Origin of the sequence: Pseudoduganella umbonata (genome assembly GCF_014192225.1) — a bacterium.
Taxonomy (GTDB): Bacteria; Pseudomonadota; Gammaproteobacteria; order Burkholderiales; family Burkholderiaceae_D; genus Rugamonas; species Rugamonas umbonata.
The window spans coordinates 142,861-167,353 of record NZ_JACHXS010000007.1; the positions used below are offsets into that span (position 1 = coordinate 142,861).

The window sequence follows — 24,493 nt, forward strand, 5'->3', positions numbered from 1 at the left end:
GCGGCTTACTTGAGCGAGATGGCGATGTCGCGCAGGCCCGGCAAGCTGCTGCCGATCACCGAAGTGGCCGGCGTTGCGGCGCCGTTGACCGGCGTCGCGGCGCCCGACAGCACGTCGATCCGGTACAGCGTGCTCGGCCCCGTGGCGGAAGTGCGCAACGCCGCCAGCACCAGTCCATTCGCTCCGCCCGCGATATCCATGCCCGCATCGCCGGCGACATCCACGCCGAGCCTTCCAACGTCCACCAGCGTGCCATCGTTCGGCGGCATCTGCATCGCCAGCACGTCGGTGGCGGTATCCAGGTCGAACAGGATCGTCGACGTCACGCCGGCGATGCTGTTGCTGTAGGCGGCAGCCGTGACCGTGGCCGCGCCGCTGGCGCGGTTGATGGCGCCGTCGGTGGTCGTCGCGCCCGTATCCACGTTGATGCGCAGGCTCTGGCCCGTATTGCCGATCACGCGCAGGCGGTCCGCCACCGGGTTGAAGTCCACGGCGAACGCGGTGCCGGCTATCGCGGCGTAAGGCGCGGTGGTGTCGGCCGCATCGGCCATCAGCGTGGCTTTCAGCGTCGCTGCGCCGGTCGCCGGATCGATCGTCACGATGCGCGCGGCGGAGGTGATGCCATACAGCATGCCATCCTTCGGCCGGACATCGATGCCCAGCAGCGTTTCGCCGCCATTCAGGCCCGTGACCGATACGGTGGTGTCGATCGTGTTCGGCGTGGCGACCTTGAAGGCGACCAGTCGGTTGTCGTCCGTCAGGCCATGCACCATCGGTGCCTGTGCCGGGCGCAGCGCGATGCCCCGGATATCTTCCGAGCCGCCCACCGCGCCTACCAGCGTGGCAGGAGCGGACGGTGCCGCCAGGTTGACGCTGTACAGGTTGCGCGCGCCGGCCACGGTGGCCACCATGTAGCCCGCATTGTTGCGTGCATCGATGTCGAAGCCGTTGGCCGCCGCGGCATCGATGCCCAGTGCGACAGGCGTTGCCAGCGTACCGTTGTTCGGCGGGTTCTGGATGTACAGCATGTCGGTCACGGTATCGAGCGCGTACAGCGTGGTGGTACCGGTGCCGGCGAACGAATTGGTGTAGGCCGAAGCCGTCACCTGCGTCGTGGCCGCGCCGCCATTGATCGCGCCATCGGTGGTCGTGGCGCCGGTATCGACATTGATGCGCAGGCTCTGGCCCGTGTTGCTCACGATGCGCAGCCGGTCGGCGACCGGGTTGAAGTCGACGCCGAAGTCGGTGCCGGCCAGCGTGCTGAACGGCGCGGTGGTGTCGGCCGCATCGGCCATCAGCGTGGATTTCAGCGTCGCCGCGCCGGTCGCGGTGTCGATCGTGTACAGCCGGCCGGTCGAGCCAATGCCGTACAGCTTGCCGTCCGCCGGGCGGAAGTCGATGCCGAGCAGGTTTTCGCCGCTCTGCAAGCCGGTAATGGTGGCGGTGGTGCGCACCGTGCCGGGCGTGTCGCGGTTGAAGGAAATCAGCTTGTTGCTGGCAGTTAATGCGAAGACGTCGCCCGGCGTCATGGCCGGCACTTCCGGCGCCGGCGGCGGGACATGGTGGTCATCATCGTTACCGCTGCCGCCGCACGCGGCAATGCCGAACGCGAGGGAAATGGCCAGGGCGAGCGTGGAAAACTGGGGTCGGTTCATGATCGGTCCTCGGTAGTTGTAGGCTCAACAGCTGCCGGGATGGCAATGTTGTGCGTGTACTACTCCCGAGCGGGCCAATCGGATGCAGCGGACCGAAAAAATAATTTTCCGATGTGCGCCGGGGCCGTTTCAGGCGGCGCGTGCGGTCGCGATCGCCCTCAGCGCATCCGTCAATGTTTCCGCGTCGTAAGGTCCGCTGTAGGGCCGTCCATCGATGAAGAAGGACGGTGTGCCCTGCACGCCGCTGCGTTCGGCGCCGGCGCTATCCTGCCGCACCTTCTCGGCATAGCGCCGGCTGCGCAGGTCGGCCGTGAAGCGCGCCATGTCGAGGCCGAGGCGGGTGGCCAGGGCGCTGACCAGGGAAGGGCTGAGCTGGCGCTGGTTCTCGTACAGCGCGTCGTGCATCGGCCAGAACTGGCCCTGCACGCCGGCGGCTTCGGCCGCTTCGGCGGCCAGTTCCGCCATCGGATGGATCGCCGTCAGCGGCATGTGGCGGAAAACAAAGCGCAGCGCGTCGCCCAGGCTGGAGCGGACCTGTTTCAGTTCGCCGTACGCCGCGCCGCAGTACGGACATTGGAAGTCCCCGTACTCGACCAGCGTGACCGCTGCGTTGGAAGGGCCGAGTGCGTGATCGTGCGTGCTGACGGCGATGGCGAGGTTCATGGTGTGCTCCGTTGGTGGATGATGCAAGCCATTCTCCGCCGCGGCCTGCATGCCGGCCCGTCCCGCACGGGTCATCGGCTCCCCGTCCTGCGGTGCGCCGGGAGCCCTGCCATCCGGGCAGGGACGTGCCACGCAGCGCCAGCCGGGTTCACTCCTGCTTTCCCGCCCAGACCGGCGGAATGCGCTGATTCCAGGGTGCTGCCTCTTCCAGCTGTCCGGCAAGCCTGAACAACAAACCGTCATTGCCCCAGCCGGCGGCGAACTGTATCCCGATCGGCAGGCCGGCGGCGTCGTGGCCAATGGGTACCGACATCGCCGGGGTTCCCGCCACATTGAACACAGGGGTGTAGGGCGAATGGCGGAAGACGTGCCCCGTCCACGCGAGTCCATCATGCTGCGCGGTGCCGGCCGCATAGTTGCCGATGGCCTGCGCCACATCCGGCAAGGCGGGTGTCATCAGCACGTGACGGCCTTCGAAATACGCCGCTACCGCGCGGCTGACGCGGTTGCGCGTCTCCAGGGCGCCGACAAACGCGGTGGCCGGGGCACGCTTGCCATACTCGTAGCAGGCCAGCGTGGACGGTTCCAGCGTCGACAGGTCCGCCGGCCTTGCGCATGCCGCGGCGAACGCATCGATCCAGCCCACCAGGTTGGCACACCAGATCTGCGCGTTCGCATGGACGAAGCTTTCCCACGAGACGCCGATGTCCAGCGATGCCTCGTCCACCTCGTGGCCCAGTTCCCGGCACAGGCGGGCCGCCTGCTCCAGGCACGCCAGCGTTTCGGGCGCCGGCCGCTGGCCGCTCCACGCCGCCGCCATGACGCCGATGCGCAGTCTGCCGGGCGCGCGCGTGACGTCGGCCAGGAAGCCGTCGCCGGGCGGCGGCGTGAAATAGGGCTCGCCGGCATCGGGCAGGTTGATCGCGTCGAGCAGGGCGGCGCTGTCGCGCACGGTCCGGCTGACACCCAGCTGCACGCCGAAGCCATTGAATACTTCGTCCATCCCCGGGCCGTTCGATACGCGGCCGCGCGTCGGCTTCAGGCCGAACAGCCCCGTCGATGCCGCGGGGACGCGGATCGAGCCGGCGGCATCGGTGGCGTGCGCGATGGGAACGATGCCCGCCGCGACGGCCGCCGCACTGCCGCCGCTGGAGCCGCCGGCGCTATGGCCGAGGTGCCAGGGATTGCGTGTGGCCCCATGGAGCAGCGATTCCGTGGTGGTGCTGAACGCCATCTCGGGCGATGCGGTGCGGCCGATCGTCACCAGGCCGGCGCGCCGGAAGTGCCGCATCAGGTTCGAGTCTTCGGCGGCGACATGGCCGGCCGCAATGCGGCTGCCCAGCTCCAGGCGCTTGCCCGCCATGGCGATGGCCACGTCCTTGATCAGGAACGGCACGCCGGCCAAGGGACCGTTCGCATGGCCAGTAGGGGCCTCGGGCCAATGTTCGACAACGGCATTCAACCGCGGGTTGACGGCGGCAATGGCCTGCAGCGCCGCGGCTTGCAGTTCGCCGGGCGTGACTTCTCCGCGCTTCACCAGCCCGGCCAGGCCCAGCCCATCGTACAGCACGTATTCGGATACTTTCACAGCGGCTCCTTTCAGTGTGATACCGATCGGTATCATTTCAGTCGCGCTATAATGATACCGATCAGTATCAGGTGTCAAGGAGTTTGCATGAGCGAGGAAGAGGGCGGAAAACCGCCGCTGCGCGACCGGGTGTTCCGGGCGGCGGCGGAGCTGTTCCATGCGGAGGGGATTCGCGGCGTGGGCGTCGACGCCATCGCCCGCGCCGCGCAGACCACGAAGATGGGCCTGTACCGGCAGTTCGGCTCGAAGGATGAGCTGATCACCGAGTGGGTCCGCAACCAGGTGGAGCAGTACACGGCGGTGCTGGACCGGCTTGCCGGGCGCTGGCCGGACGACCCGCGGCGCCAGCTCGCCGGTTTTGCCGAGTTCATCGCCGACGACGTCGCGAGCGCGACGCATCGGGGCTGCACGTTCATCAACACGGTCGCCGAGCTGCCCGATGCCGCGCATCCGGCACGCAAGCTGATCGAAGAGCACAAGGCGCGCCAGCTGGCGCGCCTGACGAAGCTGTGCCGCGCGGCGGGCCATCCGCATCCGGGCCGGACCGCGCTTCACCTCACGCTGGTGCTGGAGGGCGCGCAGGCGGTGGCGCAGAACGGCTCGGCACCGGACCTGCGCAAGCGCCTGCTGGAGATCGCCGCGGAGATCGTCGGCTGATGCGCGTCAGGCCGGCACCGCACGCGGCACCGGCCGCTCCTCCCTGATCGGCAGGTTCACCAGCGCCGCCGCCACCGCCAGCGCGGCATCGGCCCACCACATCCAGCTGTAGTCGCCCGTGACCGTCACGGCCACGCCGCCCAGCCAGGCGCCGAAGAAGCCGCCGACCTGGTGGCTGAACAGCGTGAGCCCGAACAGCGTGGCGAGGTAGCGCGTGCCGAACAGTTTCGCGGTCAGCCCCGCGGTCGGCGGCACGGTCGCCAGCCACGTCGCGCCCAGCACCGCAGCGAACACGTAGAACGTCAGCGGCACTTTCGGTGCGGCGAGATACAGCAGTATGGCGACGGCGCGCGACGCATACATCCACGACAGGATCATCTTCATCCGCACCCGGTTGCCCAAGGCGCCGGCGACCAGGCTGCCCGCCACGTTGGCCAGGCCGATGATGGCCAGCGATGCCGATGCCACGTTCGCGTCCAGCCCGCACAGGCTCACTTCGCCCGGCATGTGCGTGACGAGGAAGGCGATGTGGAAGCCGCAGGTGAAGAATCCCGCGTGCAGGCACCAGTAGCTCCGGTCGCGCAGCGCGATCTTCAGTTGTTCGCGCAGCGTGATGCCGGCGGGTTCCGCCCCGGCCGTGGGCTGAGGCCGCGGCTGGCCGCGCAGCCACCATGCCATCGGCGCGGTGGTCAGGGCGATCGCCGCCATCATCCACATCGCGTGCATCCAGCCGAACGCCGACATCACGGCCTGGTTCAGCGGTGCGAAGACAAACTGGCCCATGCTGCCGCCCGCATTGATCACGCCGCCGGCGAACGAGCGGCGCTCGGCCGGAATGTGCTTGGCCGTGGCGCCGATCAGGATCGAGAAGCTGCCCGCGCCCGCGCCGGCGGCGCTGAGGATGCCGATCGCAACGATCAGGCCCCACTCGCTGGTGACCTGCGTGGTCAGTGCGGAGCCCGCAGCCAGCATCACGGCGCCCAGCACGATGACGCGGCCCGGGCCCCAGCGGTCGGCGGCGGCGCCGAACACCGGCTGTACCACGCCCCATACCAGCTGGGCGATCGCCATCGCGAAGCTGATCGTGGCAATGCCCAGTCCCGTATGCGTGTTCAGCGGAGAAAGAAACAGCCCGAGCGAGCCGCGCGTACCCATCGTCACCATCAGGATCGCGGCCGCCACCAGCACGAACGTCCAGTGGCCGGTGGCGCGCCGGGCGGCAGGCGGGGAAGTTGTCCGGATCGAGGTCAGCATGGGATTTCCAGTGTCGTAGGGAGCACCCATTATCGGCAGCGGGCAAGGCCGGGACAAATGATAAGATTTCCGCCTTACTATAGAAAATTTCTACCATGACGGTTCCGGTCAAGGCCCTGCTGGCATTCGATGCGGCGATGAAGCACAGCAGCTTCGCGCTGGCGGCGGCGGAGCTGCACGTGACGCCCGGCGCGGTGGGGCAGCAGATTCAGAAGCTGGAACAGTGGCTCGGCGTATCGCTGTTCGTCCGGTCGACGCGGCAGGTGCAGCCCACCGCCGAGGCGCTCAACTACTGGAGCGCCGTCGCGCCGGCGCTGGCGCGCATCCAGCATGCCAGCGACCAGTTGCGCCTGAAGCAGAGCAACGAGGTCTGGCTGTCGATTCCGCCGACGCTGGCGGCCAAGTGGTTCGCGCCGCGGATGGCGGCATTCCTGGCGCGGCATCCGGGCATCTCGCTGCATCTTTCCGCCACCACCGCGATGGTCGACCTGGAACGCGACCGCGCCGACCTGGCGATCCGCCATTTCGACGGCAAGGATCCGGCCCTGCATGCGGACCTGCTGTGGCGCGACGAAGTCCACCTGTATTGCGCGCCGGCCTATGTCCGCAAGATGCGCCTGAAAACGCCGGCGGACCTGGCGCGCGCCACGCTGCTGCACACCACGTTCCACCCGCACTGGAAGGAATGGCTGCTGCGCTTCTCGCCGCTGACGGCGCGCGAGATCGACGCGATTCCCGGCCAGCACTTCGACCAGGGCATCCTCGCCATCGAAGCGGCGCGGCACGGGCAGGGAGCGGCACTGAGCAGCGCCGCCCTGACCGAGGCGGAAATGCGCGACGGCTTGCTGTGCGAACCGTTTGCCCACACGCTGCCGCTGCCGAAGGGATATTACGTCGTGCACCATCGGCAGGCGCCGTTGCGTCCGGCCGCCGTGGCGCTGAGGGACTGGCTGCTGGAAGCGGCCACGCAGTAAGGCTTATCGTGCGTGACTCCCCCTCGGCCACGGCGTGCCGCGTCAGGCTGCCGAGTGCCGCCGGAAATGGCTCAGCGTGGGCCCGGTGCCGGCCAGCCGGTCGATGCTGTCGCCGAACATGCGGGCGGAAGCGGCAAGCACCAGCGCTTCCCCTGCCGCCGGCCGTTCCAGCAGGGCAGGCGTGACATGCGCCAGCACCGGGATTTCCTCGGCCAGCGGCGCGCCATGGTCGGCAAACAGGCCATCCTCGCCGGAGCCGGCAACCGTGCGGATGCGCCGGCTTTCCCGGTAAGTGCTGAAGCCCCACAGTTGCGCCACGCAGTGCAGCGCCATCGCCATCACTTCACCGGCCGGGTACAGCGCCAGCAGCGTCTCGCGGAAACCGCCGCGCAGGCTGCCGTTGACGCGCGACCACGCGTTGCCATGGATGAGCGCCCCCGCCAGGTCCGCATGGCAGACCAGCACGCCGCCGGGATAGGCGCCGACGAACATGGCGTCATCGCCGGGATGCAGCGCATGCCACAGCGAGACCTCGCCGGCATGCCGGTAACCATCCGCGGCGAGTTCGCGCACGATGCCGGCTGCCCGGTCCACGTCGTTGCCGGCGGGAGCCCCGAAGGTGCCGGGCCGGTCCGTCGCGCACACGATCGACAGTTCCCAGCGCATCGCGCCAGCTTCCCTCATCATCTCCGGATTCATCCCGGGGATTCATCCCGCGTCGCCGCCGGTATCCGCGTCCTCGGGTACCGACGTGTTCACGGCCGGCGCGTCATGCCCGGCGCGGTGCGCCGCGAGGGCGCCCAGCACGATGGCATCGAGGCCTTCGCCGCGCGCCGTATCCATGTGCAGGTAGAGCCGGCTGCGCATGCGCGGCGCCCAGTAGCGCTGGATGTGCTGGGCGATGCCCGTCTGCGCTTCCTCGCGGTCGGGAAAAGAGGCATAGAAGCTGCCGATCTGGTTGGCCATCGTGACCAGGTTGTCGATGTTCATCCGCGCACCTCCAGCAGCGCATTGCCTGCCCCGTCGGCGGCCAGGCTGGCATCGGCCAGTCCCAGTTGCGCCGTGTTGAAGCGCTGGTACTCGCGCTGCCATTCCGACGGCTGCTGCACCGGCATCACCTGCACGGCCGTTACCTTGTACTCGGGGCAGTTGGTGGCCCAGTCGGAATTCTCCGTGGTGATCACGTTGGCACCCGATTCCGGGAAGTGGAACGTGGTGTAGACCACGCCCGGCTGCATGCGCTCCGTCACCAGCGCGCGCAGCACGGTCTCGCCGGCGCGGCTCTGGATGCCCACCCAGTCGTCGTTCCTGATGCCGCGCTCCTGTGCGTCGTGCGGGTGGATCTCGAGCCGGTCCTCGTCGTGCCAGCGCACGTTCTCCGTGCGCCGCGTCTGCGCGCCCACGTTGTATTGCGACAGGATGCGGCCCGTCGTCAGGATCAGCGGATAGCGCCGCGTGACCTTCTCGCTGGTGGCCACGTACTGGGTGATGATGAAGCGGCCCTTGCCGCGCACGAAGGTGTCGACGTGCATCGTCGGCGTGCCTTCCGGGGCCGCATCGTTGCAGGGCCACTGGATGCTGCCCAGTTCATCGAGCCGGCGGTAGCTGACACCCGTGAAGGTGGGCGTCAGCCGCGCGATCTCGTCCATGATTTCCGACGGATGGCCGTAATTCATCGGGTAGCCCAGCCGGTTCGACAGCGCCATCGTTGCTTCCCAGTCGGCCAGACCGGCGCGCGGCGGCATCACCTTGCGCACGCGCGAGATGCGCCGCTCGGCATTGGTGAACGTGCCGTCCTTTTCCAGGAACGACGAGCCGGGCAGCAGCACGTGCGCGTACTTGGCCGTCTCGTTCAGGAAGATGTCCTGCACCACGATGCACTCCATCGCCGACAGCGCCGCGGTCACGTGCTGCGTGTTCGGATCGGACTGCACGATATCCTCGCCCTGGCAATACAGGCCCAGGAAACTGCCGTCGAGCGCCGCATCGAACATGTTCGGAATGCGCAGGCCGGGTTCGTCCTGCAGCGGTACGCCCCAGGCCTGCTCGAACATGCCGCGCACGGTACTGTCGGATACGTGCCGGTAGCCGGGCAGCTCGTGCGGGAAGGAGCCGATGTCGCACGAGCCCTGCACATTGTTCTGGCCGCGCAGCGGATTCACGCCCACGCCTTCGCGCCCCACGTTCCCGGTTGCCATGGCCAGGTTGGCGATCGCCATCACGGCCGTCGAACCCTGCGCATGCTCCGTCACGCCGAGGCCGTAGTAGATCGCCGCATTGCCGCCGGTGGCATACAGCCGTGCCGCTTCGCGTACCTGCGCCGCCGGCACGCCGGTCACGCTTTCCATTTCCTCCGGCGAATTGGCCGGCTGCGCCACGAAGTCGCGCCACTGCAGGAACGCGCGGTCCTCGCAGCGTTCGGCGATGAACTCTTCCGCCAGCAGGCCTTCGGCGACGATCACGTGCGCCAGCGACGACAGCAGCGCCACGTTGGTACCGGGCCGCAGTTGCAGGTGGTGGTCGGCGCGCACGTGCGGCGACTTGATCAGGTCGATGCGGCGCGGGTCGGCGACGATCAGGCGGGCGCCCTGGCGCAGCCGCTTCTTCATCCGCGAGCCGAACACCGGGTGGCCGTCGGTGGGATTGGCGCCGATCACCAGCACCACGTCGGTATGCTCGATCGACTTGAAGCTCTGCGTGCCGGCCGATTCGCCCAGCGTCTGTTTCAGGCCGTAGCCGGTCGGCGAGTGGCACACCCTTGCGCAAGTGTCCACGTTGTTGTTGCCGAAGGCCGCACGCACCAGCTTCTGCACCAGGTAGCCTTCCTCGTTGGTGCAACGCGACGACACGATGCCGCCGATCGCATCGCGGCCATGTTTCGCCTGGATGCGGCGGAATTCCGATGCCGCGTAATCCAGCGCTTCGTCCCACGATACCTCGCGCCACGGATCGGTGATCTTCGCGCGGATCATCGGCTTGGTGATGCGGTCCTTGTGCGTGGCATAGCCCCACGCGAAGCGGCCCTTCACGCAAGCATGGCCCTCGTTGGCCTTGCCGTCCTTCGCCGGCACCATCCGCACCACCTCGTTGCCCTTCATCTCCGCGTTCAGCGAGCAACCCACGCCGCAATAGGCGCAAGTGGTGGTGATGCTGTGCTCGGCCTGGCCCAGCCAGATCACCGATTTCTCCGTCAGCGTCGCCGTCGGGCAGGCTTCCACGCAGGCACCGCACGATACGCATTCCGACTCCATGAACGGTTCGTTCTGGCCCGCTGAAACGCGCGAGTCGAAGCCGCGGCCGGAGATCGTCAGCGCGAACGTGCCCTGGGTTTCCTCGCACGCCCGCACGCAGCGGTTGCACACGATGCACTTCGACGAGTCGAACGTGAAGTAGGGGTTCGATTCATCCTTTTTCAATGAGAGGTGGTTGTCGCCGTCGTAGCCGTAGCGCACCTCGCGCAGGCCCGTCACGCCGGCCATGTCCTGCAGCTCGCAGGCGCCGTTGGCGGGGCAGGTGAGGCAGTCGAGCGGGTGGTCGGAGATGTACAGCTCCATCACGCCCTTGCGCAGCTGCTGCAATTTCGCCGACTGCGTGCGCACCACCATGCCTTCCTCGACCGGCGTGGTGCACGATGCCGGATAGCCGCGGCGGCCATCGATCTCGACGAGGCACAGCCGGCACGAGCCGAACGGTTCCAGGCTGTCGGTGGCGCACAGCTTGGGAATGTTGATGTTGCCCAGTGCCGCGGCGCGCATCACCGAGGTGCCCGCCGCGACGGTCACGCGCTGGCCATCGATCTGCAGCGTGACGTAGTCGGTGATTACGGCGGGCGGCGGCGTGCCGAGGTCGCGGGTCAGGATGGTTTCGATCATCGTGTTCTCCTCAGGCGGCATGCCGGGACGTATCCGGCTGGCCGAAGTCTTGCGGGAAGTGGTTCAGTGCCGACAGCACCGGGTAGGGCGTCATGCCGCCCATCGCGCACAGCGAGCCGTTCAGCATCGTGTCGCACAGGTCGCGCAACAGGTGAATTTGCTGGACCGGCTGCGTGCTGGCGCGGATCTTGTCGATCACTTCCACGCCGCGCGTGGAGCCGATGCGGCAGGGCGTGCACTTGCCGCACGATTCGATGGCGCAGAATTCCATCGCGTAGCGCGCCAGCCTGGCCATGTCGGCACGGTCGTCATGCACCACGATGCCGCCGTGCCCCAGCACCGCCCACAGCGAGGCGAACGCTTCGTAGTCGAGCGGCGTATCCCATTGCGATTCGGGCAGGTAGGCGCCCAGCGGGCCGCCCACCTGCACCGCCTTGATGGGCCGGCCCGACGCACTGCCGCCGCCGTAGCCGTACAGGATCTCGCGCAGCGTGACGCCGAAGGCCAGCTCGATGAGGCCACCATGCTTGATGTTGCCGGCCAGCTGCACGGGAAGCGTGCCGCGCGAGCGGCCCATGCCGTAGTCCTGGTAGTAGGCGGCGCCCTTGTCGAGGATGATCGGCACCGTGGCCAGCGACAGTACGTTGTTGATGACGGTGGGCTTGCCGAACAGGCCGGCCAGCGCCGGCAGGGGCGGCTTGGCGCGCACGATGCCGCGCTTGCCTTCCACGCTTTCCAGCAGCGCGGTTTCCTCGCCGCAGATGTAGGCGCCGGCGCCCTTGCGCACTTCCAGCTCGAACGCGCGGCCGGAGCCCAGCACGTCCGCGCCCAGGTAGCCGTGATGGCGGGCGACGGCGATGGCGCCCTCCAGCCGCGCGATCGCGTGCGGGTATTCGCTGCGCACGTAGATGTAGCCGCGCGTGGCGCCGACGGCGACGCCGGCGATGGTCATGCCTTCGACCAGCACGAACGGATCGCTTTCCATGACGATGCGGTCGGCGAAGGTGCCGGAATCGCCTTCGTCGGCATTGCAGACGATGTATTTTTCGGTGCCCGGCGCCTTCAGTACCGTGTTCCACTTGATCCCGGTGGGGAAGGCCGCCCCGCCGCGGCCGCGCAGCCCGGAGGCGGTCACGGCGGCCACGATCTCGGCCGGCGCCAGCGCGAGGGCATTGCGCAGGCCGCGATAGCCGCCATGGGCAAGGTAGTCGGCCAGCGAGCGCGGCTCGGTGATGCCGATGCGGGCGAACGTCAGCCGCTGCTGGCGCGCCAGGTAGGGAATTTCCTCGACCAGACCGAGTGCGAGCGGGTGGCCGGGTGCCCAGCCGGCATCGAACAGGCCGGGTACGTCCGCCGCATCGACAGGACCGAAGCCGGTACGGCCTTGCGGCGTTTCCACCTCCACCAGCGTTTCAAGCCACAGCAGGCCGCGGGTGCCGTTGCGCACCACCCTGATGTCGAGCCCGCGCTGCGCCGCTTCGGCCGCGATGGCGGCCGCCACGTCGTCCGCGCCTACCGCCAGCGCGGCCGAATCGCAAGGCACGTAGATGCGCGTGCTCATACGGCCTCCCGGGATGGCGCGGACAGAGTATCGGTCCTTAATACATCGGTCTTCAATACATCGGTCTTCAATACATCGGTCATCAGCGCGTCGAAGCGCGCCGGGGTTACCCGGGCGAACACGGCCTCATTGATCGTCAGCGCCGGCGCGGTGGCGCACTGGCCCAGGCAGTACACCGGTTCCAGCCCGAAGGCGCCGTCGGCGCTGCGGCCGTGCAGGCCACAGCCCAGCGCGCGCTCCGCATGCGCCAGCAGGGCGTCGCCGTCCATGCTCTGGCAGGCTTCGGCGCGGCATATCTGCACCACGCAGCGGGGCGGCGGTTCGGTGCGGAAGTAGTGGTAGAACGTGATCACGCCATGCACTTCGGCGCGCGACAGGTTGAAGTGCGCGGCGATGTCGGGCACGCGGTCCGGCGGAATGTAGCCGGCGCTGTCCTGCAGGCCGTGCAGCACCGGCAGCAACTGGTCTTGCCGGTTGCCGAGGCGGGCGAACAGGTCGGCGAGGATGCCATCGACGGCGGCGTGGGGGGCTTGAGCAGAAGGGATAGCTACTGCGGGGTTGGCGACTGCGGGCATGGCGTCTCCTGGTGTCGGCCGCTTATGCTCTGGTTTGCATATTCGGCTTGTGTTTTATCGTGTAAATTCAGGCTAGCACCCTCCGAAAACCATATCAATAGGAAGGAATTTGCATATGCTCACCGTGGAAATCCGGCCCGACTGGTTCCTGCGCGATGCCCGTGGCGGCACCACCGCGCTGCCCGCGCTGCTGGCGCTGCTGGGCGCCGTCAGCGAGACGGGCAGCATCAGCAAGGCGGCCAGCCAGGGCGGCATGTCGTACCGGCATGCGTGGGGGCTGCTGCAGCAGTTCAGCGAACGGTTCGGCACGGCGCTCGTGCACAAGGTACGCGGGCAGGGCACGGTGCTGACGCCGCTGGCGGAAAAGCTGATCTGGGCCGATCGCCGCATCGGCGCGCGCCTCACGCCGCTCCTCGACAGCCTGGCGTCCGAACTGCAGCACGAGCTGGCACGGGTGCTGGCCGCCGACACGCGCGGCGTACGGCTGACGGCTTCGCACGGTTTCGCCGTGGCGGCGCTCGTGGCCCAGTTACGCGAAGCGGGTACCGCGGTCGACATCAGCTACCGCAGCAGCACCGAGGCGGTGGCGGCGTTGGCGCGCGGCGAGTGCGACCTGGCGGGATTCCACCTGCCGCTGGGGAAGTTCGAAGGCGCGGCGGCGGCGAACTACCGGCCATGGCTGAGCAACGGGCGCCACGCCTTCCTGCACCTGGCCGTCCGCGAGCTGGGCCTGTTCGTGGCGCCGGGCAACCCGAAGGGCGTTACCGGGCTGGCCGACCTGGCCCGCGCCGACCTGCGTTTCGTCAACCGCCAGCACGGCTCGGGCACCCGCGTGCTGCTGGAACTGCTGCTGGCCGACCGCGGCATCGATCCGGCCGCCGTCCCGGGGCACGACAGCGCCGAGTTCACGCATGCGGCGGTGGCGGCCTACGTGGCCAGCGGCATGGCCGATATCAGCTTTGGCGTGGAAACGGCGGCGCGGCGCTTCGGCCTGGGATTCATTCCCGTGTGCCGCGAGCGCTACTTCCTCGCCTGCGACCGGACGGCCCTGGCCCAGCCGTTGCTGGCGGCCGTGGCGGCGGCCATGGCGCAGCAGCGCTTCCGCGCCGCGCTGGCCGACCTGCCGGGGTACGACGGCACGCTGGCCGGCACCGAGGACGACCTGTCCACGCTGTTTTGATAAATTGCCAAACGAATCTTTCAAACTTAACCGCGGTCAAGGAACATGCGAGCACCGGCCCGCTAAGATGGGTTGCGTCTGATGCGGGACAAAAGCTTGTCCAGGCTCATCAGGCAGCGCAGAATACAAAAAAATAATTCCATCCCAGGCACGAGGAGACCGGCATGAGCAAGGCACTGGAAGGCATACGCATTCTCGACTTCACCCATGTCCAGTCCGGACCCACCTGCACCCAGCTGCTGGCCTGGTTCGGTGCCGACGTCATCAAGATCGAGCGGGCCGGCGAGGGCGATGCCACGCGTGCCCAGCTGCGCGATATCCCCGACGTCGACAGCCTGTACTTCACGATGCTGAACCATAACAAGCGCTCGATGACGCTCGATACGAAGCGGCCGGCCGGCAAGGCGGTGCTGGAAACCCTGATCCGCGACTGCGACGTGCTGGTGGAGAACTTTGCGCCCGGCGCGATGGACCGCATGGGCTTTTCGTGGGAGCGCATCAGCGAGCTCAACCCGCGCATGGTCGTCGCTTCCGTGAAGGGCTTCGGGCCGGGGCCCTACGAGCAGTGCAAGGTCTACGAGAACGTGGCGCAATGCGCCGGCGGCTCGGCCGCCACGACGGGCTTCGACGACGGGCCGCCCGTCGTCACCGGCGCCCAGATCGGCGACAGCGGCAGCGGCCTGCACCTGGCGCTGGGCATCGTCACGGCGCTGTTCCAGCGCACCGCCACCGGGCGCGGCCAGCGCGTGCAGATCGCCATGCAGGATGCGGTGCTGAACCTGTGCCGCGTGAAGCTGCGCGACCAGCAGCGCCTGGAACGCACCGGCGTGATGGAGGAGTATCCCCAGTACGCCAATGGCCGGTTCGGCGAGTCGGTGCCGCGCGCGGGCAACGCCTCCGGCGGCGGCCAGCCCGGCTGGATCCTGAAGTGCAAGGGCTGGGAGACCGATCCGAACGCCTACATCTATTTCATCGCCCAGGCGGCCGTGTGGCCGGCGATCTGCCGCGTGATCGGCCGCCCGGAATGGATCGAGGATCCGGCCTACGCCACGCCGCGCGCCCGGCTGCCGCACCTGATGCGGATCTTCGCCACCGTCGAGGAATGGACGAAGACGCTGACCAAGTTCGAGGTGATGGAGATTTTGAACCGCGACGACATCCCGTGCGGGCCGATCCTGTCGATGAAGGAGCTGGCCGAGGAACCGTCGCTGCGCGCCACCGGGACGATCGTCGAGGTCGACCATCCGGAGCGCGGGCCGTATCTGACCGTCGGCAATCCGATCAAGCTGTCCGACAGTCCCACCACGGTGCGGCGCTCGCCGCTGCTGGGCGAGCACACGACGGAAGTGCTGTCGCAACTCGGCTACAGCGACGAGCAGATCGCCGCGCTGCGCGCCGAACGGGTGATCTGACGCGGGAGGCGCGATGCGCACATTGGTGATGTTCCACCCCGATTGCCTGGAGCACCTGCCCGGGCCGGACCATCCCGAATCGCCGGGGCGGCTGCACGTGGTGATGCAGGCCCTGTGGCAGGCCGAATTCGCCGGGCTGGAATGGCGCGAGGCGCCGCGCGGTACGCGCGAACAGGTGCTGCTGGTGCATGACGCGGACTATGTCGATACCGTGGCCGCGCTGGCGCCCCTCGAAGGCAGGGCGGTTCTCGACGGCGGCGACACGGTGATGTCGCGCGGCTCGTGGGATGCCGTGATGTGCTGCGTTGGCGCGGCCTGCGCCGGTGTCGACGCCGTGCTGGCGGGCGAGGCGGACAACGTGTTCTGCGCCACCCGCCCCTGCGGCCACCATGCCGAGCCCGATCGGGCGATGGGCTTCTGCATCTTCAACCAGGTGGCCATCGCGGCGCGGCACGCACTGCAGGCTCACGGGCTGGCGCGGGTGGCCGTCATCGATTTCGATGTCCACCACGGCAACGGCACGCAGGCCGCCTTCCACGCGGAACCGCGCCTGTTCTTCGGCTCCAGCCACCAGTCGCCGCTGTATCCCGGCACCGGCGCGGCCAGCGAGCACGGCGGCAGCAACAACATCGTCAACGTACCGCTGCCGCCCGGCTGCGGCTCGCAGGCGTTCCGCAACAGCGTGGCGATGCGGCTGCTGCCGGCACTACGCGCGTTCGCGCCGGAACTGATCCTGGTCTCCGCGGGCTTCGATGCGCACCGGCTCGATCCGCTCGCGCAGATGGAGCTGGACGACGAGGACTTCGGCTGGATCACCCGCGAGGTGATGGCCATCGCCGCGGACGTGTGCGGCGGGCGCATCGTGTCCGTGCTCGAAGGCGGCTACAGCGGCGACGGGCTGGCCGGCGGCTGCGCGGCGCATGTGCGGGCGCTGATGGGCAGGTAGCGCCCGCGCGCCTGCCCGCCTGGTGTCGGACACCCGTTGTCGGGGTGTCGGACACCGGTGTTTGTGTGATGGCCATGCATCGTTCCGGAAAACCAGTGCCCGGCATCTCCGACGAAGACCGGTGTCCGACACCGAAGAACCGGTGTCCGACACCAAAGCTGGGCGCTGATGGGGAGGTAGGGCGCACCGGCAGCCGTCAGCCGCCCGCCGTCGGTATCAGCCGGCCGATCCACTCCGCGCCATCGTCGAGCAGGAATTGCCGGAAGGCGCTGGCGACCGGCGGCAGCCTTTTCTCGCGGCGGTGCACCACGTACCAGTTCAGCATCAGCGGGAAGCGCTCGACCGGCAGCACCACCAGGCTGCCCGACGCCACTTCGCGCCCGATCGTGTGCGCCGACAGGAAGCCCAGCCCGATGCCGGCGATGACGGCCTGCTTGATCGTCTCGGTGCTCTTGATCTCCATCGCCACCTGCAGCTCGGCCAGACGCGGCCCGAATGCATCCTCCATCGAATGCCACGTATCGGAACCCCGCTCGCGCACCACGAACGGGTGCCGCATCAGTTCGCGCAAGGCGATCGGTTCGCGGCCGGCCGCCGCCAGCGCATGCTGCGGCGCGGCGACGATCACATACGGGTGTGGCGCGAATGCATCGTTCTGCGTGTCCTGCGACGGCGGACGCACCATCACGGCGAGATCGGTGCGGTTGGCGGCCAGCTGGCCGAGCAGCTCTTCGCGGTTGTGCACGGTGAGGTTCAGCTGCACGCCAGGGTGGCGCCGCGCGAACGCCACCATCAGCTGCGGGAAAAAGTAGTCGCCGGCGCTGATCACGGCCACGTCCAGGCGGCCGCCGGAGATGCCGCGGTGCTGGGCCATCGCCGCCTCGGCTTCCTCGAACTGCAGGATGATCGCGCGGCTGAACGGCAGCAGCTCGGCGCCCGCCTGGGTCAGGAAGGTCTTCTTGCCCAGCTGCTCGAACAGCGTGGCGCCCACGTGGCCCTCCAGCGTGCGGATCTGTGTCGATACGGCGGGCTGCGTCAGGTGCAGCTCCTCGGCGGCGCGGGAAAAACTCAGGTGGCGCGCCACCGCCTCGAACGTCTTCAGCTGGCGCAGTGTCGCATTCCGCATGGCGCTCCCGGTGTCATGGCCATCCCGCTCCACGGCGGTTGAGATGTATTAAGGATCGCTGATGATTATCCCTAAAAACTTTAACTTTTGCTAATCATTTGACGCGCCTAGTATGGGACCGGTCAGCACCACCAACAATCACGGAGGAGACCATGACAATCACCGGCAGCGCCGCCACGGCGCAACGCAATGCCTGGAACGCGGCCTTCCACGAACTGGGCCTGCCCTGGTTCTGGGACACCGGCTGCGAACTGCCCGACTGCGGCGCCGAACGCGCCTGCGTACGCGACTACCTGGTAAGCCACCAGCCCCACCTGCTCACGGTCTACGACGCCGACTTCCTGGTCGAGGCGATCCTCGCCACCAAGGAGCGCTGCGAGGCGCACAGCGCGCAGGCGGGCGGCGACCTGGGGGCGGCGATCGACTGGCGCGAGCTGCGCCAGCCGCAGATCGGCATCTGAAATGTGCAAGCCGGGCGTGCGGGATTGCGACTACTCGAAACGATTTTTTGATTCTTAACCGCGGTCAAGGATATGCGAAAACCGTTCTTCCACAATCGTTCCATCTGTTGAACTTCAAATAAGTGATCGAGGCCCATGGCGTCAGCCGGCGGTCCCGGTCAAATCAGGTTCCAGAGTCTATCGGCAGCTTTCGTGGACCCAACAGGAGACAAACCATGAGCAACCCACTGCACCGCAGCATCGCCCGCCACCGCCTGCGAAACTCCGGCTCCCCGCCGGAAGCGCCATCCGTTCCACGGCCCGGCCATCAACGTCAATAACAGCGGTATCCGAACAGCGCTGAATAATCAGATGGGAGACATTGCATGAAAACCGACGCACCGAAAGCAATCGAAAGGCCAGCATCGTTCCGCTGGATGCAACTGATCATGGGCATCGTCTGCATGGCCATGATCGCCAACCTGCAATATGGCTGGACCCTGTTCGTCAATCCGCTCGCCGAGGCGCACGGCTGGACCAAGGCATCGATCCAGGTGGCCTTCACGATCTTCATCCTGACCGAAACCTGGCTGGTGCCGGTCGAGGGCTGGGCCGTGGACAAATGGGGTCCGCGCCCCGTGGTGCTGTTCGGCGGCCTGCTGTGCGCCATCGGCTGGGTGATGAACTCGTATGCCGACACCCTGACCGTGCTGTACATCGCGGCGGCCGTCAGCGGTATCGGTGCCGGCGCCGTCTACGGCACCTGCGTGGGCCAGTCGCTGAAGTGGTTCCCGGACCGCCGCGGCCTGGCCGCGGGCCTGACCGCCGCCGGCTTCGGCGCCGGCTCGGCCGCCACCATCATCCCGATCTCGAACATGATCGCGGAGCGCGGCTACCAGGACACGTTCCTGTACTTCGGCATCGGCCAGGGAGCGATCGTGATCCTGCTGGCACTGCTGATGGTGCGTCCGCCCCACACGGCGAGCAAGGCCATCAAGAAGAAGGTCAATCCGAACGTGCTGCAGACAACGGCCGACTTCAAGCCTTCGCAGATGGTGCGCACCCCGGTGTTCTGGGTGATGTACACGATGTTCGTGCTAGTCGCCGCCGGCGGCCTGATGGCCACCGCGCAGATGGGGCCGATCGCAACCGACTTCGAGATCGATGGCGTGAAGTTCAACGTCATGGGCATGGTCCTGCCGGCGCTGACCTTCGCCCTGGCGATCGACCGGGTGCTGAACGGGTTGACGCGGCCATTCTTCGGCTGGGTGTCGGACCAGATCGGCCGGGAGAAGACGATGTTCATCGCCTTCGCGCTGGAATCGGTGGGCATCATCCTGCTGTACTACTTCGGCCGCGATCCGATCATGTTCGTCATCCTGACCGGCCTGGTGTTCTTTGCCTGGGGCGAGATCTACAGCCTGTTCCCCGCCACGACGGCCGACACGTTCGGTACCCGCAACGCCGCCGGCAATGCCGGGTTGATGTACACGGCGAAGGGCACGGCATCGATCTTCGTGCCGATCTCCAGCATCATCACGGCCATGACGGGCAGCTGGGAAGCCGTCTTCTTCGTCGGCTGCGGCATGAACGCGGTGGCCGCCATCATGGCCTGGTGGGTGCTGCGGCCGATGCGCAAGCGCTTCATCGAAGAGTCGTCGGGCACGGTCAGCGTGCAGGATGACGAGAAACTGATGACCGGCAGCGCCGGCACCACGACCGCATCGCCGCTGCCGAACTGACCGGCAACTCCGCGGCACTCCCGCGGCCATTCCCCCGGCAAGTCCGCATGCACCGGTGTGCATGCGGACTCCCCGCGCCCTACTGTTCCTGACGAGGCTTCCCATGATCCAGCACTGGATACGTTTCACGCATCTCGACACCTTGCGCTTCGGCACGCTCGAGGGCGACAAGATCCGCGTTTTCAAGGGCGACATGTTCGATGCGCCGCAGCGCACGGACATCGCCATCCACCTGGCCGAAGTGCAGCTGTGCACGCCCGTCGTGCCGGGCAAGGTGCTGGCGATGTGGAACAACTTCCATGCGCTGGGCAAGAAGCTCGGGCTGCCGCCGCCGGAAGAGCCGCTGTATCTGATGAAACCGCCGACCTCGTACCTGGCGCCCGGCGGCACCATCCGCAAGCCGCGCTGCGACGGCAAGGTGGCCTTCGAAGGCGAGCTGGCGATCGTGATCGGCCGCAGCTGCAGCGGCGTGTCCGCCGAGAGCGCGCCCGACTACATCTTCGGCTACACCTGCGCCAACGACGTGACCGTGAGCGAGATCATCGGGCGCGATCCCACGTTCCCGCAATGGGTGCGCGCCAAGGGCTTCGACACCTTCTGCCCGTTCGGCCCCGTGGTCGCCACCGGGCTCGATCCGGCCATGCTGGTGGTGCGCACCATCCTGAACGGCGAAGTGCGGCAGGACTATCCCGTCAACGACATGGTGTTTTCCGCGGCCGAGCTGGTCAGCCGCGTGTCGCAGGACATGACATTGGAACCGGGCGACCTGCTGCTGTGCGGCACGTCGGTCGGCGTGGGCTCGATGCGCCCGGGCAGCACCGTCGTGGTGGAGATCGACGGCATCGGCAGGCTCACCAACCGTTTCGAGTAAAACCAGGGAGCAGATGATGAAGATCGCAGTGATCGGAGCGGGAGCAATCGGTGGGCTGGTGGGGGCGCGGCTGGCGCTGGCGGGCGAGGACGTGACGTTCATCGTGCGCGGCGCCAACCTGGAAGCCATCCGCAACCGGGGCATCAGGCTGATCGAGGCCGATGGCCAGGTACGGGTCGCGGCGCGCGTGCGCGCCACCGACGACTATGAAGCGGCGGGACTGCAGGATGTGGTCATCGTGGCGCTGAAGGCGCACCAGGTTGCCGACGTGGCGGGCCGTATCGGCGCGCTGTTCGGGCCGGAGACCGTGGTGGTGACCATGCAGAACGGCATTCCGTTCTGGTACTTCCATCGCCACGGCGGCGAATTCGACGGGCGGGCGGTGCTCAGCGTCGATCCCGCCGGCGAGCTGGCGCAGGCCATTCCGCCGGCGCGCATCCTCGGCTGCGTGGTCTACCCGGCGGCCGAGCTGGTATCGCCCGGCGTGATCCGCCACATCGAAGGCAGCCGGTTCCCGCTGGGCGAACTCGACGGCAGCACGAGCGAGCGGGCCGGCAGGGTGGGCGCCTGCTTCGAGCATGCGGGCCTGAAGGCGCCGGTGCTGGACAATATCCGCGCCGAGATCTGGCTGAAGCTGTGGGGCAACCTCAGCTTCAATCCCATCAGTGCGCTGGCGCATTCGACGCTGGTGGACATCTGCCAGCACCCGCTGGCGCGCGGCCTGGCGGCGAGCATGATGCGCGAGGCGGAAGCGGTGGCGGCCAAGCTGGGCATCGCCTTCCGCGTCACGCTGGACCGCCGTATCGAGGGCGCGGAAAAGATCGGCAAGCACAAGACGTCGATGCTGCAGGACGTCGAAGCGGGGCGTGGACCGGAAATCGACGCGCTGGTGGGATCGGTGATCGAGCTGGCCCGGATGACGGGCACGCCGACGCCGCACATCGATTCCGCCTACGCGCTGGTGAAGCTGCTGGAGCAGTCGATGGCCGAGGCGCGCAGCGGCGTGCGGCTGCACAAGGCGGTGGCGGCCTGACCGCGCCGGCGCCGGGCGAAAAAAAACCGGGACGGCATGGTCCCGGTTTTCCTGGAGTCCCGAGCCTTACAGGCCCCAGGTGTAGGCCGCTTCTTCGCGGTCCTGCTGCTGGTCGCTCAGCTTGTCGCGCCATTCCAGCTGGAAGAACTGGGCGATCAGGGCGGAGAGCGAGAAGTCGTTGTTCTGTTGCTTTGCGGTATCAGTGAGGCCGTTCATTTTGCTGCTCCTTGAATGGTTGAAAGCGTGTATGCCTTTGATTATAAAGGCGGCACACCCCCGGTCCAATTGACGGCAGCCATAACGGTCATTCAATGTGTGAATGACTGTCTATGAAAAAGCGCTCAAAAATCAGGCAAATTTATTTAGCGAGTGTCGGTAGGAAACTGTTGTTTTCGTTCGCTGCCTGGGGTAACCGGACAGTAACCGGAAGCCCGGTGGCGACCTGCGCGCGTCAGATCTTGCCCTGGTGCTTCAACCGGCTCAGCGTCTCGGGCGACAGGTTCAGGTAGTACGCCAGTTCCTTCTTCGGCAGCCGCTCGAACATGTCCGGGAACTTGCGCATGAAGCGGTGCACGCGGCCGGGCGCGTCGAGCAGGTGCAGCGTGATCGTGTGGGCCATGATGCCGCTCATCAGGTTCATCACCTCGTACTCGAACGCCTGCTTCACCGTGCTGTGGCTCTGCAGGAAATCCACCCATTGCGACAGCGGCATGCTGGCCACCCGGGCCTTCGTCATGCACACGATGCTGTACGGCGTGGGCGTCTTCAGGCACCACGCGGCATAGCTGGTTTCGATGTCGCGTTCGGAGGAGAAGCGCAGGATCATTTCCTTGGCCTCGTGGTTGGTGACCAGCCGCTTGAGGATGCCGTCGAGGATGAAGTACTGCTGCATGTCGTAGACGCCCTGGTTGAGGAGCAGGTCGCCCTTCTGGTGATTCGTCACCGTCAGGTATGGCTCCAGGGCGGCCATTTCGCTGTCGCGCAGTTCCTTGAGAACGATGTTCTGCTTCAGCTGTGCGCGAATGATGTTTCGTTCCGGGTGATTTGCGATGAGCGTCATGTGTAACCGGCCAACATACACGAGATACACATCATGCGGTGAATCTTGACCGCGGTCAATGATTCAAATCAGAGCGGCTGGCTATGATGGTTCCAGGGCGAATCGGCTGGCCAGGTCGCCTGAACCGACGGGCACCTCGAAAATAAATGGAGACAACCATGACCCACAATGTATCGGTAGAAGTCACCGACGGCTTCCACCTGGTGATCGATGCGCTGAAACACAACGACATCGACACGATCTTCGGCCTGGTCGGGATACCGATCACCGATCTCGCCCGCCTGGCGCAGGCCGAGGGCATGCGCTTCATCGGCTTCCGGCACGAGCAGAACGCGGGCAATGCGGCCGCCATCGCCGGCTACATGACGAAGAAGCCGGGCATCTGCCTGACCGTGTCGGCACCGGGCTTCCTGAACGGGCTGACGGCGCTGGCGAACGCCACCACCAACTGCTTCCCGATGATCCTGATCTCCGGTTCCAGCGAGCGCGAAATCGTCGACCTGCAGCAGGGCGACTACGAGGAGATGGACCAGCTGAACGTGGCGCGCCCGCACTGCAAGGCGGCCTTCCGCGTGCTGAAGGCCGAGGACATCGGCATCGGCATCGCGCGGGCGATCCGCGCCGCCGTGTCCGGCCGTCCCGGCGGCGTGTACCTCGACCTGCCGGCGCAACTGCTGGCGCAAACGATCGAGGCGGGCCACGCCCAGCGCTCGCTGGTCAAGGTGATCGATGCCGCGCCGCGGCAGCTGCCGGCACCCGAATCGGTGGAGCGCGCGCTGGCACTGCTGAAGGACGCGAAGAAGCCGCTGATCCTGCTCGGCAAGGGCGCCGCCTATGCACAGGCCGATGCCGACATCCGCGCCTTCGTCGAGCGCACCGGCATTCCCTACCTGCCGATGTCGATGGCCAAGGGCCTGCTGCCCGACACGCATGCGCAATCGGCTTCCGCGGCGCGCTCGTTCGTGCTGGCCGAGGCCGATGTCGTGGTGCTGGTCGGCGCGCGCCTGAACTGGCTGCTGGCGCACGGCAAGGGCAAGACCTGGGGCAAGCCGAAGCAGTTCGTGCAGATCGACATCGCGCCGACGGAAATGGACAGCAACGTGGCGATCGCCGCGCCGCTGGTCGGCGACATCGGTTCCTGCGTGGGCGCGCTGCTGGCGGGGCTCGATGGCGCCGGCATCGACAAGCCGGACAGCGAATGGCTCGGCGCGATCGCCCAGCGCAAGGAACAGAACACGGCGAAGATGGCCGCGCTGCTGGACAAAAATCCGGTACCGATGAACTTCCACAGCGCGCTGCGTTCGATCCGCGACGTGCTGAAGGAATACCCGGACATCAACCTGGTGAACGAGGGCGCCAACACGCTCGACTTCGCGCGCAGCATCATCGACCAGTACCAGCCGCGCAAGCGTTTCGATTCCGGCACCTGGGGCATCATGGGCATCGGCATGGGCTTCGCGATCGGCGCCGCGGTCACCAGCGGCAAGCCGGTGGTGGCGGTGGAAGGCGACAGCGCCTTCGGCTTCTCCGGCATGGAGCTGGAAACCATCTGCCGCTATGAACTGCCGGTCACCACCATCGTGTTCAACAACAACGGCGTGTACCGCGGCACGGACGTGAACCCGACCGGCGGCAAGGACGTGGCACCTACCGTGTTCGTCAAGAACGCCCGCTACGACAAGATGATCGAGGCGTTCGGGGGTATCGGCTACCACGCCACCACGCCGGAAGAACTGGCGCGGGCACTCTGCGAGGCGATCGCCTCCGGCAAGCCGGCGCTGATCAACGCCGTCATCGACGAAACGGCCGGCACCGAAAGCGGGCGCCTGACGAACCTGAATCCGCAAAGCGCCGCGAAAAAGTAAATACACCGCGTTTGATTTT

The 24,493-nt window shown here is 67.2% G+C and carries 22 protein-coding genes; 10 read left to right on the top strand and 12 right to left on the bottom strand.

The window, feature by feature from the left end; all coding sequences use genetic code 11:
• Positions 1 to 5: 5 nt before the first annotated feature.
• The 3 genes from FHS02_RS18555 to FHS02_RS18565 form a co-directional block, all read right to left on the bottom strand.
• On the bottom strand, positions 6 to 1,655 hold the full coding sequence (locus FHS02_RS18555) for a DUF4394 domain-containing protein (protein ID WP_137315828.1): 1,650 nt from the start codon (positions 1,653 to 1,655) through the stop codon (positions 6 to 8).
• Between the two features lie 129 nt (positions 1,656 to 1,784).
• On the bottom strand, positions 1,785 to 2,318 hold the full coding sequence (locus tag FHS02_RS18560) for a DsbA family protein (protein ID WP_137315829.1): 534 nt from the start codon (positions 2,316 to 2,318) through the stop codon (positions 1,785 to 1,787).
• Positions 2,319 to 2,466: 148 nt separating this feature from the next.
• On the bottom strand, positions 2,467 to 3,906 hold the full coding sequence (locus FHS02_RS18565; RefSeq protein ID WP_137315830.1) for an amidase: 1,440 nt from the start codon (positions 3,904 to 3,906) through the stop codon (positions 2,467 to 2,469).
• An 87-nt stretch (positions 3,907 to 3,993) separates the two neighbouring features.
• On the opposite strand from FHS02_RS18565, the gene FHS02_RS18570 reads away from it, so the two are divergent.
• On the top strand, positions 3,994 to 4,563 hold the full coding sequence (locus FHS02_RS18570) for a TetR/AcrR family transcriptional regulator (RefSeq protein WP_137315831.1): 570 nt from the start codon (positions 3,994 to 3,996) through the stop codon (positions 4,561 to 4,563).
• Positions 4,564 to 4,569: 6 nt separating this feature from the next.
• On the opposite strand, the gene FHS02_RS18575 is transcribed toward FHS02_RS18570, so the two are convergent.
• Positions 4,570 to 5,817 carry an MFS transporter gene (locus FHS02_RS18575; protein WP_137315832.1) on the bottom strand — a complete coding sequence of 416 codons (1,248 nt, stop codon included), beginning with the start codon at positions 5,815 to 5,817 and terminating at the stop codon, positions 4,570 to 4,572.
• Between the two features lie 95 nt (positions 5,818 to 5,912).
• Here FHS02_RS18575 and FHS02_RS18580 point away from each other — a divergent pair, with 95 nt between their 5' ends.
• The gene (locus FHS02_RS18580) at positions 5,913 to 6,791 is read left to right on the top strand and encodes a LysR substrate-binding domain-containing protein (protein WP_137315833.1); all 879 of its coding nucleotides are present in this window, start codon (positions 5,913 to 5,915) and stop codon (positions 6,789 to 6,791) included.
• A gap of 42 nt (positions 6,792 to 6,833) precedes the next feature.
• Here the strand turns inward: FHS02_RS18580 and FHS02_RS18585 are convergent, their stop codons facing one another.
• Genes FHS02_RS18585 through FHS02_RS18605 form a run of 5 tightly spaced genes read right to left on the bottom strand, consistent with a single transcriptional unit; the run spans position 6,834 to position 12,799 of the window.
• Positions 6,834 to 7,478 (bottom strand): DUF6928 family protein, encoded by a 645-nt coding sequence (locus tag FHS02_RS18585; protein ID WP_137315834.1) that lies wholly within the window; start codon positions 7,476 to 7,478, stop codon positions 6,834 to 6,836.
• Positions 7,479 to 7,499: 21 nt separating this feature from the next.
• Positions 7,500 to 7,781 carry a formate dehydrogenase subunit delta gene (locus tag FHS02_RS18590; protein WP_130186423.1) on the bottom strand — a complete coding sequence of 94 codons (282 nt, stop codon included), beginning with the start codon at positions 7,779 to 7,781 and terminating at the stop codon, positions 7,500 to 7,502.
• The gene (gene fdhF, locus FHS02_RS18595) at positions 7,778 to 10,663 is read right to left on the bottom strand and encodes a formate dehydrogenase subunit alpha (RefSeq protein ID WP_137315835.1); all 2,886 of its coding nucleotides are present in this window, start codon (positions 10,661 to 10,663) and stop codon (positions 7,778 to 7,780) included. Before fdhF ends, FHS02_RS18590 begins: the two co-directional genes overlap by 4 nt.
• A 10-nt stretch (positions 10,664 to 10,673) precedes the next feature.
• A complete protein-coding gene (locus tag FHS02_RS18600) occupies positions 10,674 to 12,224 on the bottom strand; it encodes a formate dehydrogenase beta subunit (protein WP_137315836.1) in 1,551 nt (516 codons plus the stop codon).
• Positions 12,221 to 12,799 (bottom strand): NAD(P)H-dependent oxidoreductase subunit E, encoded by a 579-nt coding sequence (locus tag FHS02_RS18605; protein ID WP_137315837.1) that lies wholly within the window; start codon positions 12,797 to 12,799, stop codon positions 12,221 to 12,223. The genes FHS02_RS18600 and FHS02_RS18605 overlap by 4 nt, the downstream gene beginning before the upstream one ends.
• Before the next feature lie 115 nt (positions 12,800 to 12,914).
• Between FHS02_RS18605 and FHS02_RS18610 the strand changes: the two genes are divergently transcribed.
• From FHS02_RS18610 to FHS02_RS18620, 3 genes are all read left to right on the top strand, one after another.
• Positions 12,915 to 13,979, top strand: a complete 1,065-nt coding sequence (locus FHS02_RS18610) for a substrate-binding domain-containing protein (protein ID WP_137315838.1) — start codon at positions 12,915 to 12,917, stop codon at positions 13,977 to 13,979.
• 164 nt (positions 13,980 to 14,143) lie between these two features.
• The gene (gene frc, locus FHS02_RS18615; RefSeq protein ID WP_137315839.1) at positions 14,144 to 15,391 is read left to right on the top strand and encodes a formyl-CoA transferase; all 1,248 of its coding nucleotides are present in this window, start codon (positions 14,144 to 14,146) and stop codon (positions 15,389 to 15,391) included.
• A gap of 13 nt (positions 15,392 to 15,404) precedes the next feature.
• Positions 15,405 to 16,337: a histone deacetylase family protein gene (locus tag FHS02_RS18620; protein WP_137315840.1), complete on the top strand. Its 933-nt coding sequence runs from the start codon at positions 15,405 to 15,407 to the stop codon at positions 16,335 to 16,337.
• A 196-nt stretch (positions 16,338 to 16,533) separates the two neighbouring features.
• Here FHS02_RS18620 and FHS02_RS18625 read toward each other — a convergent pair whose 3' ends face one another.
• The gene (locus FHS02_RS18625; protein ID WP_137315841.1) at positions 16,534 to 17,463 is read right to left on the bottom strand and encodes a LysR family transcriptional regulator; all 930 of its coding nucleotides are present in this window, start codon (positions 17,461 to 17,463) and stop codon (positions 16,534 to 16,536) included.
• A 152-nt stretch (positions 17,464 to 17,615) separates the two neighbouring features.
• Here FHS02_RS18625 and FHS02_RS18630 point away from each other — a divergent pair, with 152 nt between their 5' ends.
• The 4 genes from FHS02_RS18630 to FHS02_RS18645 all read left to right on the top strand — a co-directional run bounded on the left by FHS02_RS18630 (position 17,616) and on the right by FHS02_RS18645 (position 21,549).
• Positions 17,616 to 17,924 carry a hypothetical protein gene (locus tag FHS02_RS18630; RefSeq protein ID WP_137315842.1) on the top strand — a complete coding sequence of 103 codons (309 nt, stop codon included), beginning with the start codon at positions 17,616 to 17,618 and terminating at the stop codon, positions 17,922 to 17,924.
• Between the two features lie 365 nt (positions 17,925 to 18,289).
• Complete coding sequence (gene oxlT, locus FHS02_RS18635) at positions 18,290 to 19,645, top strand: oxalate/formate MFS antiporter (RefSeq protein WP_137315843.1); 1,356 nt, start codon at positions 18,290 to 18,292, stop codon at positions 19,643 to 19,645.
• Between the two features lie 103 nt (positions 19,646 to 19,748).
• On the top strand, positions 19,749 to 20,516 hold the full coding sequence (locus FHS02_RS18640; protein ID WP_137315844.1) for a fumarylacetoacetate hydrolase family protein: 768 nt from the start codon (positions 19,749 to 19,751) through the stop codon (positions 20,514 to 20,516).
• A 16-nt stretch (positions 20,517 to 20,532) separates the two neighbouring features.
• Positions 20,533 to 21,549, top strand: a complete 1,017-nt coding sequence (locus tag FHS02_RS18645; RefSeq protein ID WP_137317632.1) for a 2-dehydropantoate 2-reductase — start codon at positions 20,533 to 20,535, stop codon at positions 21,547 to 21,549.
• Between the two features lie 66 nt (positions 21,550 to 21,615).
• Here the strand turns inward: FHS02_RS18645 and FHS02_RS18650 are convergent, their stop codons facing one another.
• Both FHS02_RS18650 and FHS02_RS18655 read right to left on the bottom strand, forming a co-directional pair.
• On the bottom strand, positions 21,616 to 21,765 hold the full coding sequence (locus tag FHS02_RS18650) for a hypothetical protein (protein ID WP_175424898.1): 150 nt from the start codon (positions 21,763 to 21,765) through the stop codon (positions 21,616 to 21,618).
• 235 nt (positions 21,766 to 22,000) lie between these two features.
• Positions 22,001 to 22,609, bottom strand: a complete 609-nt coding sequence (locus FHS02_RS18655) for a Crp/Fnr family transcriptional regulator (protein WP_137315845.1) — start codon at positions 22,607 to 22,609, stop codon at positions 22,001 to 22,003.
• Positions 22,610 to 22,767: 158 nt separating this feature from the next.
• Between FHS02_RS18655 and oxc the strand changes: the two genes are divergently transcribed.
• Complete coding sequence (gene oxc, locus FHS02_RS18660; protein WP_175424899.1) at positions 22,768 to 24,474, top strand: oxalyl-CoA decarboxylase; 1,707 nt, start codon at positions 22,768 to 22,770, stop codon at positions 24,472 to 24,474.
• Positions 24,475 to 24,493: the final 19 nt, after the last annotated feature.

Excerpts from the sequence above, each read along its gene's own strand:
- FHS02_RS18575 (WP_137315832.1), bottom strand. The coding sequence starts at position 5,817 with ATGCTGACCTCGATCCGGACAACTTCCCCGCCTGCCGCCCGGCGCGCC.
- FHS02_RS18630 (WP_137315842.1), top strand. The coding sequence starts at position 17,616 with ATGACAATCACCGGCAGCGCCGCCACGGCGCAACGCAATGCCTGGAAC.
- FHS02_RS18650 (WP_175424898.1), bottom strand. The coding sequence starts at position 21,765 with ATGAACGGCCTCACTGATACCGCAAAGCAACAGAACAACGACTTCTCG.
- FHS02_RS18610 (WP_137315838.1), top strand. The coding sequence starts at position 12,915 with ATGCTCACCGTGGAAATCCGGCCCGACTGGTTCCTGCGCGATGCCCGT.
- FHS02_RS18655 (WP_137315845.1), bottom strand. The coding sequence starts at position 22,609 with ATGACGCTCATCGCAAATCACCCGGAACGAAACATCATTCGCGCACAG.
- FHS02_RS18605 (WP_137315837.1), bottom strand. The coding sequence starts at position 12,799 with ATGCCCGCAGTCGCCAACCCCGCAGTAGCTATCCCTTCTGCTCAAGCC.
- FHS02_RS18570 (WP_137315831.1), top strand. The coding sequence starts at position 3,994 with ATGAGCGAGGAAGAGGGCGGAAAACCGCCGCTGCGCGACCGGGTGTTC.
- oxc (WP_175424899.1), top strand. The coding sequence starts at position 22,768 with ATGACCCACAATGTATCGGTAGAAGTCACCGACGGCTTCCACCTGGTG.
- FHS02_RS18640 (WP_137315844.1), top strand. The coding sequence starts at position 19,749 with ATGATCCAGCACTGGATACGTTTCACGCATCTCGACACCTTGCGCTTC.
- oxlT (WP_137315843.1), top strand. The coding sequence starts at position 18,290 with ATGAAAACCGACGCACCGAAAGCAATCGAAAGGCCAGCATCGTTCCGC.
- FHS02_RS18600 (WP_137315836.1), bottom strand. The coding sequence starts at position 12,224 with ATGAGCACGCGCATCTACGTGCCTTGCGATTCGGCCGCGCTGGCGGTA.
- FHS02_RS18580 (WP_137315833.1), top strand. The coding sequence starts at position 5,913 with ATGACGGTTCCGGTCAAGGCCCTGCTGGCATTCGATGCGGCGATGAAG.
- FHS02_RS18590 (WP_130186423.1), bottom strand. The coding sequence starts at position 7,781 with ATGAACATCGACAACCTGGTCACGATGGCCAACCAGATCGGCAGCTTC.
- frc (WP_137315839.1), top strand. The coding sequence starts at position 14,144 with ATGAGCAAGGCACTGGAAGGCATACGCATTCTCGACTTCACCCATGTC.
- FHS02_RS18555 (WP_137315828.1), bottom strand. The coding sequence starts at position 1,655 with ATGAACCGACCCCAGTTTTCCACGCTCGCCCTGGCCATTTCCCTCGCG.
- fdhF (WP_137315835.1), bottom strand. The coding sequence starts at position 10,663 with ATGATCGAAACCATCCTGACCCGCGACCTCGGCACGCCGCCGCCCGCC.
- FHS02_RS18585 (WP_137315834.1), bottom strand. The coding sequence starts at position 7,478 with ATGATGAGGGAAGCTGGCGCGATGCGCTGGGAACTGTCGATCGTGTGC.
- FHS02_RS18560 (WP_137315829.1), bottom strand. The coding sequence starts at position 2,318 with ATGAACCTCGCCATCGCCGTCAGCACGCACGATCACGCACTCGGCCCT.
- FHS02_RS18625 (WP_137315841.1), bottom strand. The coding sequence starts at position 17,463 with ATGCGGAATGCGACACTGCGCCAGCTGAAGACGTTCGAGGCGGTGGCG.
- FHS02_RS18645 (WP_137317632.1), top strand. The coding sequence starts at position 20,533 with ATGAAGATCGCAGTGATCGGAGCGGGAGCAATCGGTGGGCTGGTGGGG.
- FHS02_RS18620 (WP_137315840.1), top strand. The coding sequence starts at position 15,405 with ATGCGCACATTGGTGATGTTCCACCCCGATTGCCTGGAGCACCTGCCC.